Raw genomic sequence first — 24,755 nt, 5'->3', positions numbered from 1 at the left:
CCGGCCGGCGGGGAGACGACCCATGGCCGCGATCATCCGCCGCGACGGCGCGCGTTCCTTCGTCCTCTTCACGGTCGGCGGCATGGGGTTGGCCCTGCCGCTCGACAGCGTGCTGGAGATCCTGCGCCCGCCCGCGCTTGTGCCCATCCCGTTGGGACCGCCCAGCCTGGAAGGGCTGGCCCGGCGGCACGGCGCCGTGTTGCCAGTCATCGGGCTGCGCCGGATCCTGGGCCTTGATGGGGCCGGGGCCGGGGAGGGTGGCACCGACGATGGGGATACGAAGGCGGCGCGACTGCTGATTCTCCGTCACAACGGACAGCCGGTCGGCCTGCTGGTGGACCGCGTGTCGGGCCTGTCCGCCGTGGACGAGGGCCGCATCGCCGACTCCGGGGCGACGCCCGATCCGTCCATCGACGCGGATCTCCTGGCCGGCGCCATCCTGGCCTCGGACGGACGGGACGGCGCTCTGATCCTCGATCCCGGGCCGCTGATCGAACGGCAGTTCGCCGACCTCGGGCGGATCGGCAGCCCTGCAGGGGCCGTGGATTTCAGCGCCCCAGCCCAGCTGAAAAGCAACGCTGCGGCTCCGCAGGACGAGGAACAACTCGTCGTCCTCACCGTTGCGGAGCAGGAGTTCGCGTTGCCGGTGGCGGCGGTGCGGGAAGTCGTTCCGGTCCCTGAAGCGGTGACCCGCGTTCCCCGCGCCCGCGCCCATCTTCTGGGCATGATGACGTTGCGCGACGCGTTGCTTCCCCTGGTCGGGCTGAGGGAGCTGTTCGGGCTCGACGCGGAGAAGGATCGGGGGGGCCGCGGAAAGGTGGCGGTCCTGCGCACGGCGGAGGGGCTGGTCGGTGTGGTGGTGGAAGATGTGCGGGAAATCCTGCGCGTTTCCCGCGAACGGATCGACCCGGTGCCGCCGCTGATGGCACGGGAGGCGGAGTTCGAGGACATGGACGGCATCGCGCGGCTGGACGGCGGCGCGCGGCTGATCCCGGTCCTGTCGGCGGAACGGCTGTTCCGTCATGGCGCGGGAGATGGCGCCGGTTCGGCCGCTGGATTCGGCGGTGGCGCTCAGGGACGCGAGGGAGAGGCGGCTGTGGCAATGGAGGCGGAGCGGGCGGAGGCCTTCGTGGTGTTCCGGCTGGCCAGTGCGGAATACGGCCTGCCGGTCGGGGCGGTGCAGGAGGTGCTGCGCGTGCCCGACGCCGTGACCCCGCTGCCCAATGCACCGGACTTCGTCAGCGGCGTGACCACGCTGCGCGGCGCCGTCCTGCCGCTGGTCGCGCTGCGCCGCCTGCTGCGCCTGCCGGAAGGGCAAGGGCAGGGGGGCGCTGGTGACCGGAGCCGCGTGGTGGTGATCGCCGCGGGGGCGGCACGCGCCGGGCTTCTGGTGGACGGCATGGCGGGGATCGTCCACATCCCGGACGGCGACATCGGGCCGGCTCCCGTCGTGTCGCAGGCCCAAAATCGGCTGATCCGCCGCATCGGCGCGCTGGAGAGCGCCGGGGAGCGGCGGATGATTCTGCTGATGGACCCGGCGGAATTGCTGGACATGGACCAGCTCGCCGACTTGCTGGCCGCCGTCTGATCGGAAGGTGGTCCCGTCATGCTGAAGGTTCTGGTCGTCGATGATTCGGCGCTGATGCGGCGGCGCATCGGCGATATCCTCTCGTCCGCCGGTTTCGAGGTGGAAACCGCCGCCGATGGGGCGGAGGCGCTGAAACGGCTGCCCGCCTTCGATCCGGATGTGGTGACCTTGGACGTCACGATGCCCGGCATGGACGGCCTCGCCTGCCTGAAGCGCATCATGGTCGAGCATCCGAAGCCGGTGGTGATGGTCTCGGCCCTGACCGCGGACGGGGCGGAGGTGACGTTGGAGGCCTTGAGGCTCGGGGCGGTGGAGGCGGTGCGCAAGCCGTCAGGGATTGGCGCCATCGCCGGCATCGCCGAGGAGCTGGTCGACACCGTGCGCGCCGCCGCCGGGTCGCGCCCGCGTCGGGTGCTGGGGCTGCGGGAACGGCTGCGCCGGGCGCGCGAGCGCATCGCCGGGGCGGACTTCCTGGCGGACTCTTCCCTGTCCAAGCCGCGGACCGTGGCCGACGGCGACGAGGATGGCGACGAAGGGCCGGGTGAGGGGCTGGTGCTGATCGGCGTGTCCACCGGCGGGCCCCGCACGCTGGAAGACATCCTGCCGCTTCTGCCGGCGGATTTTCCCTGGCCGGTGGTGGTGGTCCAGCACATGCCCGCCAGCTTCACCGGGCCGCTGGCCCGCCGCCTCGACACCATTTCCGACGTGACGGTGGTGGAGGCCGCGACGGCCACAGCGCTCCAGCCGGGTATGGTTTGCATCGCGCGCGGCGGGGCCGATCTTCAGATCGTCCGGCGCGGCGGACGGCTCTGCGCCCAGCCCGTCCCGGCGGACGAACGGCGGAGCTGGCATCCCAACGTGGATCGGCTGGTCGAGAGCGCTCTGCGCGCCGTGGCGCCGTCACGGCTGATCGGTGTTCTCCTGACGGGCATGGGGTCGGATGGAGCGGCCTCGATGACGGAGCTGCGCCGACAGGGTGGGCGCACCATTGCGGAGGCGGAGGCCAGCGCCGTCGTGTTCGGCATGCCGCAAGAACTGATCCGCCGCGGCGGTGCCGACATGGTGCTGCCATCCGACCGGGTGGCCCAGCAGATGACGCGGTGGGTGAGGGGGGGAGTGTGATTGGAGCGGTGGAGGAGGCGGCATGGCCCTGGTGAAGGCACGGAAGATTGGCGGAGCGACGCCTGCGACCGCAGCGGAGGGCGGCGATCCGCTGATTTGGCTGGAGGACGCTGATCCGGCCCGACGCCGACAGGCCGCCCATGCGCTCGGCGAACGTCCGGACGCCGTTCCCGCCTTGTCCGCAAGGCTGGCGCGCGAGGAGGACCCGAGCGTCCGCGAAACCCTTCTCACCGCCTTGGTCCGCACCGGTACCGCTGCGGCCGCGGCGGCGCTGGTGCCCCATCTGGCGAGCGAGGACGTCGGGCTGCGCAATGGCGTGCTCGAAAGCCTTCAGCAGATGCCCGCCGCCGTGGTGATGCCGGAGGTGGCCCTGCTGCTGACGGCCGGGGATTCGGATCTGCGCATCTTCGCGGCCCAGCTCATCGGGAAGCTGCCGCATCCGGACCGGCTGGACCTGCTGTCCGGGGTGATCGACCGTGACCCGCACGTCAACGTCTGCCTTTCCGCGGTGGAGGCGCTGATGGAAAGCGGCGATCCCGCGGCCCTGCCGGTCGTAGAGCGGCTCGGCGCGCGTTTTCCGGACGACCCCTTCGTCACCTTTTCCGTCGACGCGGCGCGCCGCCTGTTTTCCGGAGCCTGAATGAGCCTGCCTTCGGACAAGGGGCCTTCGGACAAGGGGGACACCGCCGGCCTGAGCGCCGCGGATTACGACGCCTTCTGCCGGTTCTTGCGGGAACGCACCGGCCTGTCCTTCACCGAGGCCAAACGCTACTTCGTCGACCGCCGCGTGTCGGAGCGGATGGCGGCGGTCGGCGTCGACCATTTCCGCCAATACCTGAATCTGCTGCGCTTCCAGGCGTCGGGGGAGGAGTTGCAGCTTCTCGTCAACCGCATGACGGTGAACGAGACCTATTTCTTCCGCGAGATGTACCAGCTCGACTGCCTGGTGAACGCGGCGCTGGACGAGGTGGTGCGCGGGCGGGAGCCGGGCAGCCGGGTGCGCATCTGGTCGGCCGGCTGCGCCACCGGGGAGGAGCCCTATTCCATCGCGATCACGCTGCTGGAGCGGTGGAGCCGGGTGGATGAATTCGAGATCGAACTCTACGCCTCCGACATCGACAGCCATGTGCTTGAGCGTGCACAGGAAGGCATTTATGAGGAACGGTCGCTGCAGGCCATGCCGCGGAATCTCGTTGCCAAATACTTCACCCGTCTGGACGACCAGCGCTGGCAGATCATGGGAGAACTGCGGGACTCCATCGATTTCTCGCTCGTGAACATCGCCGATCCGCGCCAGATGGCGAATTTCCGTGGCATGGACGTCATCTTCTGCCGCAATCTGCTGATCTATTTCGATGACCTGGGGCGGCGCGAGGCGACGTCGATGTTCTACGACGCGCTGTCGCCCTGCGGATTCATCTGCCTCGGCCATTCGGAGAGCATGAGCCGGATGTCCTCCCTCTTCGTGCCGCGCCGGTTCCCCGACGCCATCCTCTATCAGAAGCCCCAGAGTTAAGGAGGCCGCCCGGTGACCGATCGACCAAATCCGCAACCCCGCGTCCTCGTGGTGGACGACGCCGTGACCGTCCGGGCCTACACCCGGCAGGTTTTGGAGGCCGACGGCTTTCGGGTCGACGAGGCGGTGAACGGGATCGACGGGCTGGAGCATGCGCTGGCGTCCACGCCGGACCTGCTGATCGTCGACATCAACATGCAGAAGATGGACGGCTACACCATGCTGCGCCGCCTGCGCCAGGAGCAGACCCTGCGGGACGTGCCGGCCATCATGATCAGCACCGAATCCAAGGACAGCGACCGCGAGAAGGCGCTGCTCGCCGGCGCCAACTGGTACTTCGTGAAGCCGGTGCGCCCTGCCGACCTGACGGCCGCCGCCCGCCTGCTCACCGGTCGAGAGGCACGGTCATGAGCGCGCTGTTCGAGCAGTTCGTCCTGGAATCGCGGGAGTTGCTGGAGGCGGCGGGCGCCGCGCTGTTGCGGCTGGAGCGCGACCCGACCGACAAGGCTCCGATCAATGACCTGTTCCGCGCGCTGCACACGCTGAAGGGCGCCACCGCCCTGTTCGATCTGGCGCCCTTCACCCGCATGGTCCATGCCGGCGAAGACGCCCTGATGGCGGTTCGGGACGGACGCGCCGCCATGAGCGGCGAATTGGCCGACCGGCTGCTGGCGTTGCTGGACATCGGCGCGGCCTGGGTCGATGGGCTGGAGCACAGCCAATCCCTTCCTGATGATGCCGACGCCCGCGCGCAGGCGCAGGAAGCGGGGTTGCGCGCCGCCCTTGGCGGGACGGCGGAGAGTGCGGGCAGCGGCACGCCGGCCGGATTCGCCTGGGTGGACGAACTGCCGGAGGCCGACCGGGCCAAGGCTGCCGGGCGCACGGTCACCGCCATCGCCTACGCCCCTGCGGAGGATTGCTTCTTCGCCGGGGATGATCCGCTGGACCTGTGCCGCCGCATCCCGGACCTGCTGCTGCTGCGCATCGAGGCCACCGGGGCGTGGCCGGCGCTGACCGACCTCGACCCCTACCGCTGTGCCCTGCGCTTCCGCGCGCTGAGTGGCGCGCCGAAGGACGAGTTGATGCGCCTGTTCCGCGGCGTTCCCGATCAGGTGTCCCTCGCCACGATCACGATACCCGCCCTGACCGAGGCGGCATCCCCCGCTGCGCCGCCCAGCCTCGCCACGGCCATGCTGCGGGAGCAGGCGCGCATCCTCCGTCTGCCGGGCAGCGACGAGGAAACGGCGGCCCGCCGGGCCGCGGTGCTGCGGGCGGTGCGCAACATCCTCGCCGCCGAGGGGCGGGCCGCGGAGAGGGCGGCGCTGGACCGCGCCGCCGAAGGCCCGGTGGACGCGCTCATCCCTTGCGTCGAGTCCCTGGCCGACGGCCCGGCTGCGACGGCGCCCACCGCTCCGGCCGCCCCGGCGCGGCGGGCGCTGCGGGTCGATGCCGAACGCATGGACCGGCTGATGGCGCTGGTCGCTGAACTGGTCGTCGCCAAAGGAAGTCTGCCCCACCTCGCGCGCGAGGCACAGGAGGGGCGGAGCGCCGACGCTCTGGCCCAAAGCATCAAGGAGGCCCACAACCGCATCGACTCCATCGTGGGCGACCTGCAGGACGCGGTGCTGCGGTTGCGGCTGCTTCCCCTGTCGCGCGTCTTCGACCCGCTGCCCCGTCTGGTCCGCGACACCGCGCGGCAGCTCGGCAAACCGGTCGAACTGCACGTCTCCGGCGGCGAGACGGAGGCGGACAAGGACATCCTCGACATCCTGGGCGAGCCGCTGCTGCACCTCGTCCGCAACGGGCTGGACCATGGCGTCGAGCCGCCGGAGCGCCGTCGTGCCGCCGGCAAGCCGGAGGTCGCGGCCATCCGCGTCCAGGCCTTCCAGGACAGCGGCGGCGTGGTGGTCGAGGTCTCCGACGACGGGGCGGGCATCGACGCGGCGGCCGTGCGCCGCAAGGCGGTGACCCAGGGCGCCCTGACCGCGGAGCAGGCGGCGGGCCTGTCCGACGCCGAGGCGTTGCGCCTGATCTTCCTGCCGGGGGTCAGCACCTCGGAGACCGTGTCGGACCTGTCGGGCCGCGGGGTGGGGATGGACGCCGTGCGCAGCGCGGTGGAGCAGGCGGGGGCGGGTGGAGGTCGCTTCGACTCCCGGCGCCGGAACCCGCTTCCGCCTCGTCCTGCCGCTCACGATGATGGTGACGCGGCTGGTGACGGTGGAGACGGCGGGTGCGCTCTATGGCTTGCCGATGACCCTGGTGACCGGGATGCAGCGTGTTCCCCACGGCGCGATCCGCCGGATGAAGCATGCGGAGAGCGTGGTCGTTCAGGACGCTGTGGTGCCGCTTCTGCGGCTGCGCCGCCTGCTCAACCTGCCGGAGGACGAGCGGGTGCGGAGCGGGGAGGCGGTGCTGCTGGTGGATCTCGGCGGGCAGCCGGTGGCGCTGGTCGTGGACGCCTTCCGGGAACGCGCCGACGTGGTCTTGAAACCGATGACCGGGCTGCTCGCCCGGCTGCGCGGCTACGCCGGCACGGCGGTGCTCGGCGACGGGCGCCTTCTGCTCGCCCTCAACCTGCGGGAGCTGGTGTGATGCCCATCCGTTTCGAGGACCGCACCGCCCGTTTCGAGGGCGCCTGCACCGTGGAAGAAGCGATCCCGCTGGCCGAATGGCTGGGCGCAGTGGAGGATCCCCGGCTGGACCTCGGTGCCTGCGCCGGGCTGCACACCGCGTTGCTTCAGGTGCTGGTGGCGGCGGGGAGGCCGATCGCGGTGCCGCCGGAGGACGCCTTCCTGAAGGGCTGGGTGATGCCCGTGCTGGCCAAGCGATAGCGCGTGGGCCGCTTTTGCCTTCAGGAAGGCCGCCGCAAGCCGCCACCGGCTCCCGCGCCGGTGGCGGACGGCGCTTAGGAGAACAGCTCCATCGTGTCGGGAATCTTGGCAGGCGTCCGCCCGGCCAGGATGGCGCTGACCGCCTCGACCGCGGAGACCAGCGAGGTTTGCGAGAAGGGCTTGGGCAGGCAGCCCACCCCATACTCGCGCGTCGGCTCCACTTCCTCGCGGTAGGAGGTGACGAATAGGCAGGGGATGCCCAGAGCGGTCATCCGGCGGGCCGCGTCGATGCCGCTGGAGCCCTGGGCGAGATGGATGTCCACCAGCGCCAGATCCGGCTTCACCTCCTGCGCCAGGACCAGCGCCTTTTCGCTGGTGGAGGCCGGCCCGTGCACCTCGTGCCCGGCGGATTCCAGGTAGAAGCTCTGCTCCATGGCGATGAGGACCTCGTCCTCGACGAGAAGAATCTTCATCCGTTCCACTCCGCCGCGCTGTCTTCCAGGATGGGGCCGCGCGTTTCCGGCATGGTCAGCGCGATGCGGAAGGAGGTTCCCCGTTCGACCGGCATCAGCGTGACCGTTGCACCGACCTGACCGGTGAGGCTGGTGATCAAGCGCATGCCGAGGCTGCGCGACCGGCGCATGTCGAACCCGGCGGGAAGGCCGGGTCCTTGGTCGGTCACGGTCAGAGCCAGCAGGTCGCCGGCCCGGTCAAGCGACACCAGGACGTTGGCGGGCGTGGACCCGCGGTGCTTGATGGCGTTGGTGATCAGTTCGTTGGCGATCAGCCCCAGCGGTGCCGCCTGATCGATGGGCAGGTCGACGCGCTCGGCCCGCACCTCGATGGAGCCCAGCGTGTCGCCGCCCGACGCGCGGGACAGATCGGCGCACAGCTCGTTCAGATAGCTGCCGAACTCGATGGTCTGGAACTGTTCGGTCTGGTAGAGCCGGCTGTGCACCCGCGCGATGGCATCGATGCGGCTGCGGGCGTCCTGGAAATGAACCCGCTCGGCGGCCCCCGGCAGACTCATGGTCTGGAGCGTCAGCAGGCTGGACACGAGCTGAAGGCTGTTCTTCACCCGGTGGTTCACTTCACGCAGCAGCGTGGACTTCTGCCCGACCAGCTTGCGCAGCGCCGCTTCCATCGACTTGATCTCGGTGACGTCGATGTGCATCAGCACCGCCCCGCCGAAGGGACCGGCGGCCATCGGCGCGGCGAGGCAGCGGTACCAGCGCGGCCCGGCATCGGACAGACCCGGATATTCGATGGAGACCGGCGCCCCGCCGCGCAGCAGGCTGCGCAGCCCCTCGATCAGTGCGTCGGCATGCTCCGCCCCGCTGCGGGTGGCGGCACAGGCTTCCAGATAGTCGTCGCCGATGGCCGAGCCGTCGCCGAGGAAACCGGCCTGCGGCCCGCTTCCCGCCCAGGCCTTGTTGACCGAGATGATGTGCCCGCCATGGTCGAGAACGGCGATGTGCGCCGGCAGCGCGTCGAGCGTGGCCTTGGTCTGCTCGGCGAGCTGGCGCATGGCGAGCGCGTTGGCCTTCAGCTCCTCGCGGGTGCGGCGGCGCTCGGTGATGTCGCGCAGGACGCCGGTGATGAAGCTCCGCCCTTCCGATTCCCAGCGGGCCAGCGAGACCTCCAGGTCGATGCGGGTCCCGTCGCGCTTGCGCCCGATCAGTTCCACGGGTGCAGGGCGTCCGGCCGGGTCGCGCTCCAGCAGGCCGGACCAGTCGGGGGAGCCTTCGGCGAGGAACAGGCTGACATGCTGGCCGATCAGTTCATTGGGCGGAAAGCCGAACTGCAGGGCTGCGGCGCCGTTGGCCCATTGCACGACGCCGCGCGTGTCGGTGGTGACGATGGCGTCGGGGGCGGTGTCCACGATGGCACGGTAGCGCGCGTCGCGCTGCTCGCGCAGAACCCGCTCCCGGTTGACCACGGCGGTGACGTCGCTCACCTGGATCAGGCAGTAGGAGGCGTTGGCGACGGAGAAGGGACGGATCAGCACATTGTGGACCATCCGTCGCCCGTCGGCGCAGCGCAGCGGGAACAGCACCGGGTTCAGCGTGTGGGACAGGACGCTGGGCGCCCCGGTTTCCAGCACGTCGCGCACCGCGTTGTGCAGCCGCGTGTCGCGCAGGGACGGCAGGGCTTCCACCAGCTCCCGCCCGTGCATGTCGGGTTCGGGGGTGCCCGACGCCCTTTCCATCCAGCGGTTCCAGAACTGCACGCGGCCATGGCGGTCCAGCACGACGATGCCGGCGTCCATCGCGTCGAGAAGGCCGTCCAGCCAGGGCATGCGCTTAAACTCGGTCGGTTCCATCGGGCGTTCCGGAGGCGATGCGGTCGATGAATCCATGGATCAGTCCCTTCAGCGACTCCAGAGACGACAGTCCCATGAGCAACGCGATGTAGCCGCGAATGCTCCGGCTGCGGATCAGGAAGTCGATGTAGAGGAACATCACCAGTTCGTCGGGGTTGGGCCCGTTGCTTTGGAAAATGCGGTCGCTGTCGCCGCGCAACACGCTGGGCAGCGAGATGTCCAGATTGTCCTTCAACGTGTTGGCCATCACGACCAGACAGCCATTGAGGATGATGTTGCCGATCTCCGCAAGCGCGTCCTGCTCCAGATCGACGATCTCCTCCAGGCTCAGCTCGCTGCCAAGGACGGCGCGGGCCAGTTCCAGGCTGTTGGTCTCGGGGAAGATCAACAGGGCGCGGCCGGAAAAGGACCCGTCGAAACGCTGCTCGACCGCGACGAGGCTCATTTTCTCGCGCGCGGCCAGGAGGCCGGCGGCGTCGTTGCGGCTGACGATCTCGATGGAGGGAACCGACAGCAGGACCTGATCGGCGACCATGCGGCTGAGGTTGGTCGCGGCACGGCCGACGCCCATGTTCACCAGCTCGGTCAGCGCGTCGCGCTCGAGGTCGCTCAGATCAACCATGCACCGACGCTCCCGTTTCCATGGACACGCCGGTGCACCGGCGCCCCCGGGCACAGTGCGACAGGAATGCCGTCAAAGTCTCCCCCGTCGACGGCATAGGCCAAATTGGGAGTGCTCTAGGCAATTCAGCAACAAGGCGCCGTCGATCCAACAATCGGTTCCTTCCATTGATCGCGGTCCGAATAAAAAGGCCGTCTGTATTATGATCCGGCGCGACGCTCCGCCGCACCCTGTTGCGGGTCAGGCCGCAAGCCGGCGGACGAGATCCCGGAGGAAGCCTTCGCAGGCTGTCACCTGGGCGACGTCGATGTACTCGTTGGGCTGATGCGCCTGATCGATGGAGCCAGGGCCGCAGAGCACAGTGGACAGGCCGGCCTCCTGAAACTGCCCGGCCTCCGCCGCGAAGGAGACCATGCCGGTGTCGTTGCGTCCTGTCAGGGCGTGGCAGAGCTGGGCTGCCGGCCCGTCCGGCTCCGGCGCCAGCCCTGGCACGCCGGCGACCTGCTCGGTGCGGATGTCGCAGTCCGGGCTGATTTGCCGCATGGCGGCGCGCAACCGCTCGCATTCCACCTCGAAGCGGTCGCGGTAGCGCGTCCAGTCGTCGCCGGGCAGCGGACGGATGTCCCAGACGAAGGAACAGTGGCGTGCGGTGATGTTGGCCGCCGTGCCGCCTTCGATGGTGCCGACCTGCAGCGTGGTGAAGGGCGGGTCGAAGCCGCAGGAGGGGTCCGCGGCGGCGGCGTTCTCCGCCGCCATGTCGCCCACGAGATTGACGAGCCGCGCCGCGGTCATCACCGCGCTGACCCCGCGGTCGATCTGGGACGAATGGACCTCGTGCCCGGTGACCGTGGTGCGCAGCACGTAGCAACCCTTGTGGGCCAGAACGACCCCCATCGAGGTCGGCTCGCCGACGATAACGGCGCTGGGGCGCGGCAACTCATCGGCGATGCGGGCGATCATGGCCGGGGCGCCGATGCAGCCGACCTCCTCGTCGTAGGACAACGCCAGATGCAGCGGCCGCTTCAGCCCGGCCTCCAGGATGTCCGGCAGCATGGCCAGCGCCACCGCGGGGAAGCTCTTCATGTCGGCGGTGCCGCGTCCATAGAGGCGCCCGTCGCGTTCGACCAGGGTGAAGGGATCGGTGTCCCAGGGTTGTCCGTCCACCGGGACGACGTCCGTGTGCGCCGACAGCACCACGCCGCCTTCGGTCATCGGACCGATGGTCGCGAACAAGTTCGCCTTGGCGCCGTCCGGGCTGGGCACCAGCCGGCTCTCGACGCCGTACCCGGCGAGATAGTCCCGAACCCAGTCGATCAGCGCCATGTTGGAACGGCGCGAAACCGTGTCGAAACCGACCAGGCGGGCGATCATCGCCTTGGAACCGTCTTGCACCCTTACGATCCATTCTGCGGGACGGCGGCGCCGATCCCACGCTTGTGATAATCTTTAGCAGTCAGACACTGGCCCCTGCATCCTACGATGTCAAATGAGTCGTCCGGATTATGTGGGCATAGCGGCCAACGACCAACACCGGTTGAACGGTCCTCCCGCACGCGGGGTGCCGTCCAACCGGCCGCAAAGCGGAACCGCTCGGGCCGGAGCGCCGCAGGGCGAAAGGGGCAGGGCAGAAAGGGAAGGGGCCGTCAGGCCGCCGACCAGACCTTCTCGGTCAGGATCGTGCGCACCAGCGTCAGCGCGCTCTCGGCGCTCTCGCGCCCGTCGAGCTTCGCCGCCACCGCCTCGATCTGGGCCGGCGGCAGGGTGGAGCGCAGGCGGCGCACCGTGTCGGTCAGGTGCTTCTTGGCGAAGCGCGCCTGGTTCCCACGCTCCGACAATTCCTGGAAGGCCAGCCGCCGGGTGGTCGCGTCGCGTCCGGCGCTGGCTGCCGTCGCACGCTCCGCCGCCGCGGCAAGCTCGTTCGAGGATTGGAGGTAGTTGCTGATGGCTTCGGTCAGGATACGGTTGGCTTGAAGCAAGGGATCAAGGGACATGCGCAGAACTCTTTGCCTTCCGTGACGGCTCTGGGCCGCAAACGGCCCCCTGCCAAGACGTTTCACCCAAAGTTAATTGGGCCGGCCGGCCCGGTTCAACCCGGCGAAGGGTTCTATGCGGACCGCAAGCCGGACCGGCGCCGGCGCGGGGCCGGCACGGGGGCGCAACCAACGCATGGTCTATCACCGTCCGCCCTCTGTCGAGGTTGGACAAGCAATGGGCCTATGAATTTCCTATGAACTAAGGCACGCTTTCTTTGTGTACGTTTATCGTCACATAAACCGGGCACTAAAACGGGAACCCACGGGCGCAGGACGCCGTTTTCCTCGAGCGTCGATGTTTCTGCGGCCAAGCCCACTTGGACCAAAGCCCACTTGGAGACGGAAGAATGCAAGGCGATCGTGAGGACCGCATCCGCCACCGCGCCTATGAGATCTGGGAGCGCGCCGGGCGACCGGAGGGACGGGGGGAAGAGCATTGGGCGCAGGCCTGCGCCGAGATCGAAACCGAGGACCGGACGGCCGCCACGGCGGAGCCGGTCGCCATGGTCGCGGCCGTCAAGGACGCCGCCGCGGGCGTCGTGAAGAAGGCGGTCCGCCGGACCAAGACGGCGGCGACCGAACTGCTGGGCGTCGGCCTGAACGCCGTGGTCGATGTGGTCGAGGAGGCCGTCGCGCCCAAGACGCCGCGCGCCCGCAAGACCAAGGCCGAGCCGACTGCCGCAAACGAATCCCCAGCCGAAACCCAGGCCGAAACCCCGGTCGCGGTTCCGGTTCCGGCGGCCCCGAAGGTGGCGAAGCCGCCCCGCGCCAAGGCCGTGAAAGGGGAAGCCGTGAAGGCAGAAGCGGTGAAGCCGGTCGCTCCGCGCGGACGCCGCAAGCCGGCCGCGCCGGACACCGAACCGGCCCATTGACCCGCACCGGCCCTGCGCGTTCCTACACACAGGGACGGATGTAGGGCCGGTTCGCCTCCCAAAGCTCGTCCAGGATCTTCACGGCAGCGTCGGTGGAAGTCACCACCGGGTCGATCAGGAGGGCCTGGAGCGCCAAGTCCTTCGAGGCGTGGACCGCGGCCTCGACGGAGAGTTGCTGCACGCCCGCCTGGACGTGCAGCAGTTTGGCAATCGGGTCGGGGAGGGGGCCGAGCGAGACCGGGTGAACGCCCGCCGCGTCGGCCAGCAGCGGCACCTCGACCGCCAGATCGGGCGGCAGGTTGGGGATGGCGCCCTGGTTGTAGACGATCCCCGACTCAATGAAGCGCTTCTGGTTGTGCAGCACCCCGGCGATGACCTGCACCGCCCGCTCGCCCCAGGATGGCTGCGTCCAGTCGTCGGGCACCGGCGTCGTCCCGGCGATGGTCCCGTCCATCAGCGCGTTGAGGATGCCGCGCCCGCGCTCGTCCTCGGCGAAGTCGAATCCATGCTCCCCGCCTTCCCAGCCGTAGGGGAGGTATTCGCCCATATGATCGTCGCTGCAGGTCGGCCACAGGCCGAAGCTGTTGAACAGGCGGCGGGTCAGCGGTGTGAAGGCCGGGTCGTGGGTCTTCTCCCGCTCGCGCAGCAGCGGGTAGAGGTCGCGCCCGCTCGCCTTGTCGCGGATGTGCATCAGCCATTGGAAGTGGTTCAACCCAGCGCCCCAGACCTCCACGTCCTTTTCGGCCATGCCGAGGATCTGGCAGATGAACCAGCGCGCCAGGAAGATGCCGTGGCACAGCCCCAGCGTCTTGACCTTGGTGTATTTACCGAGGCCGAGGACGACGCGGCTTTCCGGATTCGACAGGTTGATGAACTGGGCGTCCGGGCACAGCTCCTCGATGTCGCGGGCGAAGTCGAAGATCAGGGGCAGGGTGCGCAGCGTGAAGAACAGGCCGCCGGGTCCGCCGTTCTCGCCCAGCGTATGGCGGATGCCATGCTTCTTCGGCACCTCGAAATCGAGCTTCCACAGGCGGTTGCGGTCGATGGCGACGGAGTTGACGACGAATTCCGCGCCTTGCAGGGCAGCGCGGCGGTCGGTGGTCTGTTCGATGATCAGGCCGGCGGCGCCCTTGGCGTTCAGCAGGCGGGCGAGCGCGGTCATGCGGTCGAGCGCCGCCGGGTTCGTGTCGACCAGAGTCAGGGTGCTGCCCGCCAGCTCCGTCGTGGTGAAGAGGTCGCGGTACATGCTCAGCCCGAAGGCCGCGCTGCCGGCGCCCAGGAAGACGATCTTAGTGGTTTTGGGAGTGGAAACAGCCATGGAATGCCTCCCGCCGGCGGGAATGCTGCTGTGCTGATTTGTCAGGGCAGCCGCTTTGGGTGAAGCATACACTCGTTAAGACGAAGAGACTATACCTGATGGTCAGAATAAGTGTGGTCGCCTCTTCGCTCGCGCAACATGACCTTCGCGCTCGCAACAGTGCGTCTGCAACATAATCACTTCAAGGGAGTCCCCATCATGGCACTCATCACTTTTCCCAAGGACTTCCTGTGGGGGGCGTCCACCGCGGCCTATCAGATCGAGGGGGCGATTCACGAGGACAGGCGCGGCCCCTGCGTGTGGGACACCTTCACCGACGCCGGGCGCATCCAGGATGGCAGCAGTGCCGCTGTCGCCTGCGACCATTACCACCGCTGGGCGGAGGACATCGCCCTGCTGAAGGACGCGGGATTCAACGCCTACCGCTTCTCCATCGCTTGGCCACGCATCCTGCCGAGTGGGGCGGGGGCGGTGAACACGGCGGGGCTCGACTTCTACGACCGGCTCGTGGACGGGCTGTTGGCCGCCGGCATCCGGCCGATGGCCTGCCTGTACCATTGGGACCTGCCGCAGCCGCTGGAAGACCGCGGTGGCTGGCAGGGCCGGGAGGTCGTCGGCCCCTTCGCCGACTACGCCCGCATCGTCGCCGCCCGGCTTGCCGACCGGGTGAAGGACTGGATGATGCTGAACGAGCCGAACGTGGTGGCCACCCACGGCTACGGCACCGGGGAGCACGCGCCCGGCCATAAGCTGGGTGAGGTCGGCATCCTGCGCGCGCTGCACCACCAGAATCTGGCGCAAGGTGCGGCGCTCCGCGCCATATCGGCGGAACATTCCGGCCTGACGCTCGGCACCGTCATCAACCTCCAGCCCTGCCGGGCTGAGAGCGACCGGCCGGAGGACATCGCGGCGGCGGCCCGCTGGGACGCGGTGTGGAACCGGGTGGCCCTGGACGGCGTGATGCGCGGCAAGATCCCCGATCTGATGGCCGAGCGGATGAAGGACTTCGTGCTGCCCGGTGATGAGGAGGCGATCCGCTTCCCCATCGACCTGCTGGGCATCAACTACTACTCGCGCATGACCATGAAGCACGAGACGGGCCATCCGTTCGACGTGTGGTGGGGCGACGCCCATTGCGACCGCTGGACCGCCATGGCTTGGCCGGTCCAGCCCGACGGGATGTACGACCTCCTGATGGAGTTTAAGCGCGACTACGGCAACCCCGCCGTCTTCGTCGCGGAGAATGGTGCGGCCTATGACGACGTGGTGACGCCGGACGGGCAGGTACACGACGCGGAGCGCGTGGATTTCCTGCGCGACCATGTGGCGTCGGTCGGCCGCGCCCTAGCCGATGGCTGCAACGTGAAGGGCTATCTGTGCTGGAGCCTGCTGGACAATTTCGAATGGGCCTTCGGCCTGTCGAAGCGGTTCGGCATCGTTCGCGTCGACTATGACACGCTGGTCCGCACGCCCAAGGACAGCTACCGCTTTCTGAGCGCGGTGGCAAAGAGCGGGCGGCTTGATCTCGCGTGAAGAACAGGAGGGCAGGCTGCGCGGAGCGATGCTCCGTCAGCCTGTTCTTCTTGCGGAGAACGAAGATTTTTGATCATTGATGCTTTGAGATCTAATCATTAGAAATATAAGAGTTTCTTGTTAATTTACTCTTCACAATATTGGCTTCAGATGATCCGGTATCACACGCCATGCGTTCAGGATCATCGGAGGAAGCCATGGGAATTTCCGACGTTTCGGCATCCTTGTTCCAGGCCACCGCTGCGGCCTCCGTGCAGGCGAAACCCACCGCTGCGAAGAGCGGCGCCACGGACGGGACGGCACCGGCCGCCGCCTCCAAGAGTGACAAGGTTGATCTCAGCGATCTGGCGTCGGCGCTCAAGGGTGACGCGCTCGACCTGTTCACGAATCTCGCGGCGGAGGATCGGACCTCCCTGGGCAAACTCGTCTCCAGCGGGGCGATGTCGGCGGACGAACTCAATGACGCGCTGTCGTTCGCCCTGAAGTCGGAGCGCAAGAAGGCGTTCTGGCAATCCGCCAGGGAGGACGCCGAGGCTGGGCGCACCCCTGAAGGCGAGGCGCGGCAGCAGAAAATGCAATCCATCACGCAGCGCATGTTCTCCGAGACGGAAACCCGGCGCGCGGCCATGTTCGCGTCGGGCATGAGCATGGAGGACCGGATGGCTGCGACGGCTCAATTGGGCGAAGAGATGAGGGCGCTGCAGAACACGTATGACCAGTTGGCGGGGATCGGTAAACCGATGACCGCCTACACGCTGAAAGGAGGCGACGAGCGCTTCTTTGCGACGTCCAAGGAACAGGCGGCTGGGCAAAAGTTTGCGGATCTGGGATTCCAATCCGGCTCTTTCGACAAGGTGCTCTCGACGCTTGCCAAGGGGTTCGCCCAAAAATATGTGGCTGAAGAAGGTAAGAAGGAAATTACGATAGGATCTCCAATTAAGTAGACTTTTAGGTTTTCGTGATTGGTCTTTCAAAGTTTTGCAAAGAGCGCCTATGGAGTGATCGGCCGCCTGATCGTCAGTGTCTCTGAATTGTCACATCGGAGCCAAGCGGAAGCGGTGCTATCGACGGCGTCGTGTCATTACGGCGTCCGCCCATGCATTCCGTTGGAACTCACATCGCTTCAGGGTCCGGTGACGCCGAAAACGTCCGTGTGGCCGTCGTCGTGCCGACCTACAAGCATTCGGGCCTGCTGGTCGAGGCGCTGTCCACTGCGCTCGCCCAGGACACGGACTTCGCCTACGCCGTGGTCGTGGTCGACGACGGCTGCCCCTTCCCGGAGACTGGGCGGGTCTGCCTGGAATTCGCGGCGGCCCATCCGGGGCGGCTCTATTACCTGCACAAGCGCAACGCCGGGCTGAGCGCGGCGCGCAACAGCGGAATCGACTTTGCGCTGGACGCCTTTCCGGCGCTCGAGGCGGTCTATTTCCTCGACTCCGACAACCGCATCCGGCCCCATCTGCTGCAACGCATGCTGGACGCGCTGCGGGCGGCGGGACCTAAGGTCGGCTGGGCCTATCCGGACGTCGACAAGTTCGGCTTCTTCGAGTTCTGCGACATGTCCGGCGGCTATTCGCCGCTGGAGCATCTGTTCCGCAACGTCAGCGAGGCCGGCAGCATGGCGTCGCGCCGCCTGCTGGACAGCGGCGCCCGCTTCGACGAGGCGATGCGCCAGGGCAGCGAGGACTGGGAGTTCTGGCTGCAAGGGTTGGAGCGCGGCTTCCACGGCGTGCATGTGCCGGGCACCGGCTTCGGCTACCGCCGCCGCGGCGAGAGCATGCTGACCGAATCGGAGCGCGATTACCGCCCCATCCTGACTCACATCCAGAAGCGCCACCCCTCGCTGTTCGCGGTCCGGGCCGTGCTGCGGGCGGAGGCCGCCGTCGGCCGGCGCTACGCCGTTTACCTGCCCGACCGCGCCATCGTCCGCTGCGTCACCGACCCTGCGCTGGGCGAAGAGGACGTGCCGCTCGCCGACTTCGTGCGCCGCGCCCTGCGCGCGCCGGAGCGGCCCGGCTATGGGGAGTGCCCCGGCCTGCTGGCGGTGATGGACTCCGGTCTTTACGAGTTGCTGGCGCGCCATAGCCTGCTGCATGGCGCCCTGTGGGTCTTGGAGCGTGCGACAGCCCAGGCGACCCTGGTGCGCGCCAAGGTAACGGCGCGGGCGGCGGAAAACGGCTGCGAACTGTCCTGGTCCGGGGTGCCTGTGGGGTTGCAGGCGGATGTGCCGTTTCCCCTGCCGGGCGGCGGGGCGGCGATGGCGATGCTGCCGACCGCGGCCCTGCTCGACCTCGTGCGGCGCCAACCGGCGGGCATTCCCTTGCTGGAACGGGAGCCTTGGAAGCCCTGCGCCGAGGCCCGGCTGAGCCTCACCCTGGCGCTGCCCGGCGCGGTGCAACCGCCGGCCGGCGCCGATGCCGCCCTGTCCGCGCTGCACGAGGCGATGGCCGCAGCGTGGTCACGGCCGTCCAACGGCGGCTGGGCGGCGGCACCCATCGACCGCTACCGCGCCGGGGTCGCCACGCCGGAGGATGTCTACCAGACGGTGCACCGGCTGCCCTCGGTGCTTCCGCTGCTTCCCCCCGCGGGACACCGGCGCTTGGCTGCGCTGGTGGCCGATCCCGCCGACGCGGGGGCGCTGGAGACCGCCGCCCGCATGGCCCGCTGGCTGGCCGGGAAGGGCTATGACGCGCATCTGGTGGCGCTGGGGAGCGGGGACCTGGCCCTGGCCGCGGTATTGGTCGAGGCGTTCGCGTCGGTCATCCCTCACCCGTCGCCGCTGGTGCTGCCGGAACGTCCGCTGACCCACCGCGACGCCTATCTGGGCACGCCGCTGCGTCCCTGGGATGCGGTGGAGGAGGATATGGCGGTCGGCACGTTGGCCGTCTTCGATCTGGTCGTGACCGTGCGGCACGGCGCGGCGCACCCGCTGATGGGCCGGCTGCGCGCGCTCGGCGTGACGGGCTGGGCGCTTCTGGGGGCGTCCACCCTCCCGGACGCGCCGTCCCTGGCCGACGCGGTCAACGGCTGCGCCGCCTTCGAGCACGCCTACCAGACCGTCGTGCCCCTCGACGCCCGGACCTTCCGCCTCTGCCAAGCGCTGGGATTCCCACCGGACAAGCTGCGGCGCTGGGAGGATGCGGCGGAGCCGGACACCGATCCCGACTGGACCGCCTGCGCGCCTTTGTCCTCGTGTCTTTCCGAAACCCCCGTGGCCGCCTGAGAAGGGTGTCATCGTCATGAAGCTCTCCGCCCCTGCGGCCCAGTTCGCCTCCCTCTACGACGGCACGCCGAAAATCATCGCCGTCGGCACCGACACCAGTTTGGAAGCGGGCACCGTGCCCTTTCGCCTGCTGCGGCTGGTCCGTCACGACGGCGGCTATCTGCTGCTGTCCGGGGACACCGAGCCGGAGGAGGGCGAGGCGTTGCGCGCGCTGGCGATCCCGCCCGCCGCCGTCCGGGCGCTGTGGTCGGTCGACGAGGCGGCGCGGCGGGACGCCGAGCGGCTGCTCGGCTGGTGGGAGGAGGCCGGCGGGCCGGACAGCGCGCCACCGCAGATGACGGGCGATGCGTCCGCACTGCTGCGTGGCCTGCTGGGGCAGGCTTTCGGAGAAATCGACGGGCTGCACCGCCGCAACGCCGGCCTTCAGCAGACCTTGTCCACCCTCCGGGAGGAGTGGGGCCGTTCCGCCCGCCTGCCGCCCGAGGCGGTGGAACTTCTGGATGCCCTGCGCCTCAGCCCGCCGCGGCTGGTCTTCGCCTCGCCGCGCCCGGTGGGAGCGCTGCCGGTGCCGCTGCGCCATGGCCGGAACACCGCGGGAGCGGCTGAAATCGTGCAGCGCCTGCCGGCGGGTGCGCGGGGGCTGGTGGGACTTGACCTGCATCTCGACCAAGCGCCGAAGGGAAGCGGGGCGCTTGCCGTTGCCCTGGCCGGGGCGGAGACCGGCGAGACCCTTGCGGAATGGAGGCTGTCCTTCGGTGATCTGCGGTCCGGCTGGCTGTCGCTGCGCCTGCCCGCCGCCTCCACCCGGATGGATCGGCTTCTCGACCTGCGGATCGGCGCCATCGGGGTGGTGACGGAGGCGCCGCGCCTGTCGTTGGCCCAGGCCGGTCTGCTCGACGAATACGCCGTCGCGCCACCGGCCCGCGCCGTCGGGCTGCCGGCCATGCTGGCGCTGCGGCTGTGGGGCGGGCTGCCGGGGCTGGAGTATGGCGCGGCGGCGCATCTGGCGCCGCATCCCGCGCCGGACCGTATGGTCTGGCCGCTGACTCAGCCGGTGCTGGCGCAACTGCGCAAGGGCCGCGAGTTCGAGGCGACCTTCCCCTGGTTCGGCCTGCTGCGCGGCGGGCGCGTCCTGCTCCACCCGCTCCATGGCGTCGTCACGGCGGCCCACATCCCGCTGGACGAGGTTCCGGGCGCCGTGGCGGTGCGGGTGCGGGCGGTGATCGACGATCCGCGCTGCCGCTCCCCCATCGCCTGCAAACTGGTGGTGGCACCGCCGTCGCTGACGGTGGACGAGGCGGAACGGGAGGAGGGCATCCTAGCCTCCAGCGGCTGGGCGGTGCTGGAGGAGCCGCGCCGTCCGCTCGACCTGTCGGCGGCACTGGCGGCGCCCTGGTCGGGGCCGGTGGCGCTCCATCTTTTCACCGACATTCCGGACCGCGGCCACGGCCTGTACGGACGCACCATCTTTTCCGATTTCGAAGTGGAGATCGATTCCCGCACCGCCTGGGCCACCCCGCCCGCGCTGCCGGTGATGGACGGGGTTGCCGCCACGCCGTGACCGGCTATGACCTTGTGGCAGTGCACCAATCCTTTGGTGCACTGCGGGGCAAGCTGTTGGTAATAAACTGTTCGTTAGGGTAAAGGAGGTCTTGCTTCAAGCCCAGGGGGTGGAAGGGCCATGTCGATCGCGTCCAGGACGCCGGACCGGTCCGGCTTCACCCGCCGTTTCCTTCATCTTGCCGGTGGCTTCTGGTCGGGTGGCTCCCGCTCGGCTGGGCGGAACTGGACGGTGTGGCTCCTCGCCGGGGCGCTGGGGCTTCTGACGGTCGGGCAGGTGGTGGTTCCCATCCTGCTGAACTTGTGGAGCCAGCATCTGTTCGACGCGCTGGAGCAGCGCTCCATGGACCGCTTCGTGCTGATGATCGCGGCGGCGGGCGGGATCATCCTGTTCAACATCGTCAACACCATCCTGCATCTACGGGTGAAGCGCCGACTGCAGCTGGGTTGGCGGACATGGCTGACGCAGAAGCTGCTGGGCGATTGGCTGACGCGCGGCCGGCAGCATCAGGTGACCTACCTGCCCGGCGACCACGACAACCCAGACGGGCGCATCGCCGAGGACATCCGCATTGCCACGGAGGCGGCGATCGATCTCGCTCTGTCGCTGTCCTATTGCGCGCTTTTGCTGATCAGCTTCACCAACATCCTGTGGCGGCTGTCCGGTTCGCCGGAGGTGACGCTGGCCGGAAGCACCGTCCATGTGCCGGGTTATCTGCTCTACATCGCGCTGGTCTACGCGGCCGTCGGGACGAGCATCGCCCTGTTGATGGGAAAGCCGCTGGTGAGGGCGGTGAACCGCCGGCAGGGGCACGAGGCCTCCTTCCGCTTCGGCCTTGCCCGCGTGCGCGAGAACGCGCAGGACGTGGCGCTCCTGCATGGGGAGTCGGGTGAACGCGACCGGTTGGCCGTGCTGTTCGGCGGGGTGCAGCGGGGCTGGAACGGCCAGACGCACGCCCTGTCCAACATGATGGTCTTCAGCGCCGCCTATTCGGTGCTGTCCGCCGTATTCCCGATCCTGGTCGCTTCGCCCAGCTACATCGCCGGGGCCATTTCGCTCGGCGTGCTGATGCAGACGGCGCAGGCTTTCCAGCAGACGGTGGGCGCCCTGTCCTGGCCCATCGACAACCTTGCCCGCGCGGCGGAATGGAAGGCGTCGGTGGAGCGTGTGCTGGGCCTGCACGAGGCGCTCCAGCGCCTGGACCGCGAGATCGACGGGCAGGGAACGGAGCGCATCACCGTGGAGCGCAGCGATGGCGAGCATTGCCTGAGCTTCCGCGGGCTGTCCATTGCCGAGCCGGACGGGCGGCGCGTGGTGGAACCCTTCGATCTGGAGATCCACCCCGGCGAGCGCGTGCTGATCGTCGGCGACGCGGCGGCGGCGGTCAGGCTGTTCCGGGCGGTGGCGCGGGTCTGGCCCTGGGGCGGGGGAGGCATCGTCCTGCCCGCGCTCACCCGCGTGTTCTTCATGGCCGAACGTCCCTATCTGCCGCACGACACGCTGCGCGCCGCCCTCAGCTACCCCCTGGGGGCGGAAACGGTCGGCGATGCCGCTGCGGCGGCGGCGCTGGATCGGGTCGGCCTCGGGCACCTCCGGGCCCGGCTGGACGAGTCCGACAGCTGGGACGAGGTTCTGGCGGTGTCGGAGCAGCAATTGCTGGGCTTCGCCCGCCTGCTGATCCGCCGTCCGGACTGGATCTTCCTGGAGGACGCCACCGACAGCCTCGATCCGCGGACCGAGGAGGCGATGCTGCGCCTGATCGACAGTGAGTTCCCCGCCGCCACCCTGATCACCATCGGCAGCCATCCCGGCCTGGAAGCGCACCACCGCCGCAAGCTGGTGCTGGAGCGATGCGATGACACGGTGCGCATGCGCGAGGAGCCCCACGGGGACCGGAGGATCGCGGCGGTCGCGGAGTAGGGGGCGCCTCGCTACCGGGCCCGCTACCGGGAGAGCACAGCGGCTTGCAGCCGGCGCACCAGACCGGTCAAGGCCGCGCGGCGCTCCTCCTCGGAGCGGTTGTCGGTCAAGGTTTCCTCATGGATGCGCGTCGTCAGCGCGGACAGTTGGTCCGTGAAGCCGGCGCGGTGCTTCTCGTCGAAGAAGGGCAGGAAGACGTCGGAGACGCCGAGGCGGCGGCTCAACTCTTCGATGGGCAGAATTCCGACCGGGCCGTGCCGGCGCTCCACATCCGCGAATCCCTGGATCAGCGCGATCTGATCGAGGAAATACGCCATGTTGCGCTGTCGCATCCAATGCAGAAGGGCGGTGGCCGTGCGCTCCAAAATCTCCCGCGTGGATTCGTTTGGGCGCAGCACGATCAGCCCGTTGCTGATGGTGTTGTAGAGATAGTCCAGGCTGTCCGGCCGATGGATGAGCATCGCCTCCTCATCCGGCGCCATGGCCTCGACGAGGCGCCGCGGGTCGATCGGCAGCAGGGCGTCGATGTCGATCATCACCAGCGGTGGGCGCCCATGGAGGTCCAGCACGTCCGGTGCCCTCATCAGCCGCAGGCAGGTGTAGAGGGTGCGCCGGCTGATCGGATCGAGATCCGGCGGCGTCCGTTCCATGCTGACGGTCAGGCGGCAGCGCCGCAGCAACGCCCGCAGCCCGGCGACCACCTCCGCGATGTCGGGGCCGGGGTCCGCGACGTGGATGTGCATCCGTTGCCCTTCGCCGCAGAAGGCATCCACCGTCAGCAGAAGGGGGGCCGCGAACAGCTTCAGGTAACGGTCGTCGCAGGCAGCGAACAGGAGAGGTCCCGCGCCGTCGGCGGCCGGTTCCGATTGGAAGCCGGCCCGGTAGTCCGCAAGCTCCGCCAGCGGCACCGACCGGCAGAGGGCATCGAATTCGTCGCCGAAGGTGACGTGGCGCAGGAAGGGCAGGGCGGGGACCAGCGCCTTCAGCATTGCCCGGCCCGCCTCCTCGCTCCCCGGCATCCGCAGGAGCAGCGAACCGCGCAGGAAGTCGATCCAGGGCAGCAACTCCCGGTTTTCGGTCGCCGCCGCGTGGCGGAAGTGGTCGAGCGCCCGCTTCGCGGCGTCCGGTCGCCCCGCTCCGATCCGATCGTTCGCCACATGCATGGCGATGTAGACGGGGGCCTTCCAGAACAGATGCTCCGCCCGCGCCGCGGCCATCATCCCGCGGGCATGGGCGGCGAGAGCGGAGCCATTGTCTCCGCTTGCATCGAGAAGGGCTGCGTTTTCCCAAGCCGTATGGTTTGTGGGCTGCAGGGCCGCCGAGTCCCTGTAGGCCGCTGCGGCCCGGTCGGCATCGCCCGCCGCCTGCGCCGCCTCGGCCAAGTGAAATCGGTCCTGCGCGTCGTCGGGACGCAACCGGACCACCCGCGTGAGCAGGGCGCTGGCCCGGTCCGCCTGTCGCGCCGACAACAGGGCCAGTCCCAGTCCGGACAGCACCGCCGGTGCCGATGGATCGAGCGCTGCCGCCGCTTGGAACGTGGGAATGGCAGCCCCGGAGTCGCCCGCTCTCTGGAGGGTCAAGGCCAGATTGAAGGCCGCGAAGGGAGCCGCCGGGCGGAGCCGGAAGGCCCGGCGGTAGGCCATCAGGGTGGTGTCGGACGGCTTGGGCTCGTCCGTCGCGCACCCGGCCGCGTCCAGTTCGGCGGTCGTGTGGGCGATCCCCTCTTGGGCGGCGCCGTCACCCGGATCGATGATCTGGGCGGTGCGGTAGGCGGCCAAGGCCTCGGCGTGGCGCCCGCCGGCCCGCCACAAGCCTCCGAGCGCAATCAGCGGTCCAGCCCCCGGAGCCAGGGCGAAGCCGCTCCTCAGGGCCGCTTCCGCGTCATCAAAGCGTCCGAGGGCCTTCAGGGCGAGCGCGAGGTTGGAGTGATAGGCGGCGACGTTGCTGCGGCGGGCGATGGCGTCGGTGATCAGGGACACCCCTTCCGCGGGGTCGCCGGCTTGGCTTCGCAGCACCCCGAGAAGATGCAGCACGTCGGGATGACCGGGCTGCCGCTCCAGGAGCGTCCGGTAAAGCGGCTCGGCCTCGACGAGCCTGCCGGTCCGGTGCAGGGCCACGGCGTTCGCCAGAAGCGTCTCGGAAGGGATTGGCGCGTTCATGGGGAACGTCCCTGATTTGAAGGGGCTGACTGGCTTTTCTACCCCGGGGCGGCCTTCGCGCTCAACAATCACGCCAAAAGGTGATTTCGCAGGATTGCCTTTCCCGTTGTGACAGGGTTTCCTTGAGCCGCGGT

19 protein-coding genes and 1 pseudogene are annotated in these 24,755 nt (G+C 68.9%); 13 read left to right on the top strand and 7 right to left on the bottom strand.

The genetic code is table 11. From position 1 onward, the window contains the following. Nucleotides 1–22: 22 nt before the first annotated feature. From ACWPXE_RS02040 to ACWPXE_RS02010, 7 genes and pseudogenes are all read left to right on the top strand, one after another. Complete coding sequence (locus ACWPXE_RS02040) at nucleotides 23–1,588, top strand: chemotaxis protein CheW (protein WP_454016482.1); 1,566 nt, start codon at nucleotides 23–25, stop codon at nucleotides 1,586–1,588. Nucleotides 1,589–1,606: 18 nt separating this feature from the next. Continuing rightward, complete coding sequence (cheB, locus tag ACWPXE_RS02035; protein ID WP_454016481.1) at nucleotides 1,607–2,710, top strand: chemotaxis-specific protein-glutamate methyltransferase CheB; 1,104 nt, start codon at nucleotides 1,607–1,609, stop codon at nucleotides 2,708–2,710. A gap of 22 nt (nucleotides 2,711–2,732) precedes the next feature. Continuing rightward, the gene (locus ACWPXE_RS02030) at nucleotides 2,733–3,350 is read left to right on the top strand and encodes a HEAT repeat domain-containing protein (protein ID WP_454016480.1); all 618 of its coding nucleotides are present in this window, start codon (nucleotides 2,733–2,735) and stop codon (nucleotides 3,348–3,350) included. Further along, on the top strand, nucleotides 3,351–4,226 hold the full coding sequence (locus ACWPXE_RS02025) for a CheR family methyltransferase (RefSeq protein ID WP_454016479.1): 876 nt from the start codon (nucleotides 3,351–3,353) through the stop codon (nucleotides 4,224–4,226). Nucleotides 4,227–4,238: 12 nt separating this feature from the next. Continuing rightward, the gene (locus ACWPXE_RS02020; RefSeq protein ID WP_454016478.1) at nucleotides 4,239–4,637 is read left to right on the top strand and encodes a response regulator; all 399 of its coding nucleotides are present in this window, start codon (nucleotides 4,239–4,241) and stop codon (nucleotides 4,635–4,637) included. Continuing rightward, a pseudogene (locus ACWPXE_RS02015) lies at nucleotides 4,634–6,301 on the top strand (chemotaxis protein CheA); the annotation flags it as partial. The gene ACWPXE_RS02020 and the pseudogene ACWPXE_RS02015, both read left to right, overlap by 4 nt. A gap of 118 nt (nucleotides 6,302–6,419) precedes the next feature. After that, the gene (locus ACWPXE_RS02010) at nucleotides 6,420–6,818 is read left to right on the top strand and encodes a chemotaxis protein CheW (protein WP_454017891.1); all 399 of its coding nucleotides are present in this window, start codon (nucleotides 6,420–6,422) and stop codon (nucleotides 6,816–6,818) included. Nucleotides 6,819–7,131: 313 nt separating this feature from the next. Here ACWPXE_RS02010 and ACWPXE_RS02005 read toward each other — a convergent pair whose 3' ends face one another. The 5 genes from ACWPXE_RS02005 to ACWPXE_RS01985 all read right to left on the bottom strand — a co-directional run bounded on the left by ACWPXE_RS02005 (nucleotide 7,132) and on the right by ACWPXE_RS01985 (nucleotide 11,993). Then, nucleotides 7,132–7,530, bottom strand: coding sequence for a response regulator (locus ACWPXE_RS02005; RefSeq protein ID WP_454016477.1), 399 nt, complete (start codon nucleotides 7,528–7,530; stop codon nucleotides 7,132–7,134). After that, complete coding sequence (locus ACWPXE_RS02000) at nucleotides 7,527–9,380, bottom strand: PAS domain S-box protein (RefSeq protein WP_454016476.1); 1,854 nt, start codon at nucleotides 9,378–9,380, stop codon at nucleotides 7,527–7,529. The genes ACWPXE_RS02005 and ACWPXE_RS02000 overlap by 4 nt, the downstream gene beginning before the upstream one ends. Continuing rightward, nucleotides 9,361–10,002, bottom strand: a complete 642-nt coding sequence (locus ACWPXE_RS01995; RefSeq protein ID WP_014242550.1) for a chemotaxis protein CheC — start codon at nucleotides 10,000–10,002, stop codon at nucleotides 9,361–9,363. Before ACWPXE_RS01995 ends, ACWPXE_RS02000 begins: the two co-directional genes overlap by 20 nt. A 240-nt stretch (nucleotides 10,003–10,242) precedes the next feature. Beyond that, nucleotides 10,243–11,394 (bottom strand): acetylornithine deacetylase, encoded by a 1,152-nt coding sequence (gene argE, locus ACWPXE_RS01990; protein ID WP_454016475.1) that lies wholly within the window; start codon nucleotides 11,392–11,394, stop codon nucleotides 10,243–10,245. Between the two features lie 251 nt (nucleotides 11,395–11,645). Then, nucleotides 11,646–11,993 carry a hypothetical protein gene (locus tag ACWPXE_RS01985; protein ID WP_014242552.1) on the bottom strand — a complete coding sequence of 116 codons (348 nt, stop codon included), beginning with the start codon at nucleotides 11,991–11,993 and terminating at the stop codon, nucleotides 11,646–11,648. Between the two features lie 389 nt (nucleotides 11,994–12,382). Here ACWPXE_RS01985 and ACWPXE_RS01980 point away from each other — a divergent pair, with 389 nt between their 5' ends. Beyond that, complete coding sequence (locus tag ACWPXE_RS01980) at nucleotides 12,383–12,907, top strand: DUF2934 domain-containing protein (protein WP_454016474.1); 525 nt, start codon at nucleotides 12,383–12,385, stop codon at nucleotides 12,905–12,907. A 22-nt stretch (nucleotides 12,908–12,929) separates the two neighbouring features. Here ACWPXE_RS01980 and ACWPXE_RS01975 read toward each other — a convergent pair whose 3' ends face one another. Then, the gene (locus ACWPXE_RS01975) at nucleotides 12,930–14,225 is read right to left on the bottom strand and encodes a family 4 glycosyl hydrolase (protein ID WP_454016473.1); all 1,296 of its coding nucleotides are present in this window, start codon (nucleotides 14,223–14,225) and stop codon (nucleotides 12,930–12,932) included. Between the two features lie 198 nt (nucleotides 14,226–14,423). Between ACWPXE_RS01975 and ACWPXE_RS01970 the strand changes: the two genes are divergently transcribed. The 5 genes from ACWPXE_RS01970 (at nucleotide 14,424) to ACWPXE_RS01950 (ending at nucleotide 22,462) form a co-directional block, all read left to right on the top strand. Beyond that, nucleotides 14,424–15,758, top strand: a complete 1,335-nt coding sequence (locus tag ACWPXE_RS01970; RefSeq protein ID WP_454016472.1) for a GH1 family beta-glucosidase — start codon at nucleotides 14,424–14,426, stop codon at nucleotides 15,756–15,758. Between the two features lie 197 nt (nucleotides 15,759–15,955). Next, nucleotides 15,956–16,702: a hypothetical protein gene (locus ACWPXE_RS01965; RefSeq protein WP_454016471.1), complete on the top strand. Its 747-nt coding sequence runs from the start codon at nucleotides 15,956–15,958 to the stop codon at nucleotides 16,700–16,702. Between the two features lie 209 nt (nucleotides 16,703–16,911). Beyond that, nucleotides 16,912–18,981 (top strand): glycosyltransferase, encoded by a 2,070-nt coding sequence (locus ACWPXE_RS01960; protein WP_454016470.1) that lies wholly within the window; start codon nucleotides 16,912–16,914, stop codon nucleotides 18,979–18,981. 16 nt (nucleotides 18,982–18,997) lie between these two features. Further along, nucleotides 18,998–20,542, top strand: a complete 1,545-nt coding sequence (locus tag ACWPXE_RS01955) for a DUF6212 domain-containing protein (RefSeq protein WP_454016469.1) — start codon at nucleotides 18,998–19,000, stop codon at nucleotides 20,540–20,542. 120 nt (nucleotides 20,543–20,662) lie between these two features. Beyond that, nucleotides 20,663–22,462 (top strand): ABC transporter ATP-binding protein/permease, encoded by a 1,800-nt coding sequence (locus ACWPXE_RS01950; protein WP_454016468.1) that lies wholly within the window; start codon nucleotides 20,663–20,665, stop codon nucleotides 22,460–22,462. 23 nt (nucleotides 22,463–22,485) lie between these two features. On the opposite strand, the gene ACWPXE_RS01945 is transcribed toward ACWPXE_RS01950, so the two are convergent. Beyond that, nucleotides 22,486–24,621 (bottom strand): tetratricopeptide repeat protein, encoded by a 2,136-nt coding sequence (locus ACWPXE_RS01945; protein ID WP_454016467.1) that lies wholly within the window; start codon nucleotides 24,619–24,621, stop codon nucleotides 22,486–22,488. Between the last annotated feature and the right edge of the window lie 134 nt (nucleotides 24,622–24,755).

Source organism: Azospirillum sp. Marseille-Q6669 (assembly GCF_965111635.1).
The sequence above is the reverse complement of the archived record's forward strand: the minus strand, read 5'-3'. Positions and strand labels throughout refer to the sequence as shown.

Excerpts from the sequence above, each read along its gene's own strand:
- ACWPXE_RS02040 (WP_454016482.1), top strand. The coding sequence starts at position 23 with ATGGCCGCGATCATCCGCCGCGACGGCGCGCGTTCCTTCGTCCTCTTC.
- cheB (WP_454016481.1), top strand. The coding sequence starts at position 1,607 with ATGCTGAAGGTTCTGGTCGTCGATGATTCGGCGCTGATGCGGCGGCGC.
- ACWPXE_RS02030 (WP_454016480.1), top strand. The coding sequence starts at position 2,733 with ATGGCCCTGGTGAAGGCACGGAAGATTGGCGGAGCGACGCCTGCGACC.
- ACWPXE_RS02025 (WP_454016479.1), top strand. The coding sequence starts at position 3,351 with ATGAGCCTGCCTTCGGACAAGGGGCCTTCGGACAAGGGGGACACCGCC.
- ACWPXE_RS02010 (WP_454017891.1), top strand. The coding sequence starts at position 6,420 with ATGATGGTGACGCGGCTGGTGACGGTGGAGACGGCGGGTGCGCTCTAT.
- ACWPXE_RS02005 (WP_454016477.1), bottom strand. The coding sequence starts at position 7,530 with ATGAAGATTCTTCTCGTCGAGGACGAGGTCCTCATCGCCATGGAGCAG.
- ACWPXE_RS02000 (WP_454016476.1), bottom strand. The coding sequence starts at position 9,380 with ATGGAACCGACCGAGTTTAAGCGCATGCCCTGGCTGGACGGCCTTCTC.
- ACWPXE_RS01995 (WP_014242550.1), bottom strand. The coding sequence starts at position 10,002 with ATGGTTGATCTGAGCGACCTCGAGCGCGACGCGCTGACCGAGCTGGTG.
- ACWPXE_RS01985 (WP_014242552.1), bottom strand. The coding sequence starts at position 11,993 with ATGTCCCTTGATCCCTTGCTTCAAGCCAACCGTATCCTGACCGAAGCC.
- ACWPXE_RS01980 (WP_454016474.1), top strand. The coding sequence starts at position 12,383 with ATGCAAGGCGATCGTGAGGACCGCATCCGCCACCGCGCCTATGAGATC.
- ACWPXE_RS01975 (WP_454016473.1), bottom strand. The coding sequence starts at position 14,225 with ATGGCTGTTTCCACTCCCAAAACCACTAAGATCGTCTTCCTGGGCGCC.
- ACWPXE_RS01970 (WP_454016472.1), top strand. The coding sequence starts at position 14,424 with ATGGCACTCATCACTTTTCCCAAGGACTTCCTGTGGGGGGCGTCCACC.
- ACWPXE_RS01965 (WP_454016471.1), top strand. The coding sequence starts at position 15,956 with ATGGGAATTTCCGACGTTTCGGCATCCTTGTTCCAGGCCACCGCTGCG.
- ACWPXE_RS01955 (WP_454016469.1), top strand. The coding sequence starts at position 18,998 with ATGAAGCTCTCCGCCCCTGCGGCCCAGTTCGCCTCCCTCTACGACGGC.
- ACWPXE_RS01950 (WP_454016468.1), top strand. The coding sequence starts at position 20,663 with ATGTCGATCGCGTCCAGGACGCCGGACCGGTCCGGCTTCACCCGCCGT.
- ACWPXE_RS01945 (WP_454016467.1), bottom strand. The coding sequence starts at position 24,621 with ATGAACGCGCCAATCCCTTCCGAGACGCTTCTGGCGAACGCCGTGGCC.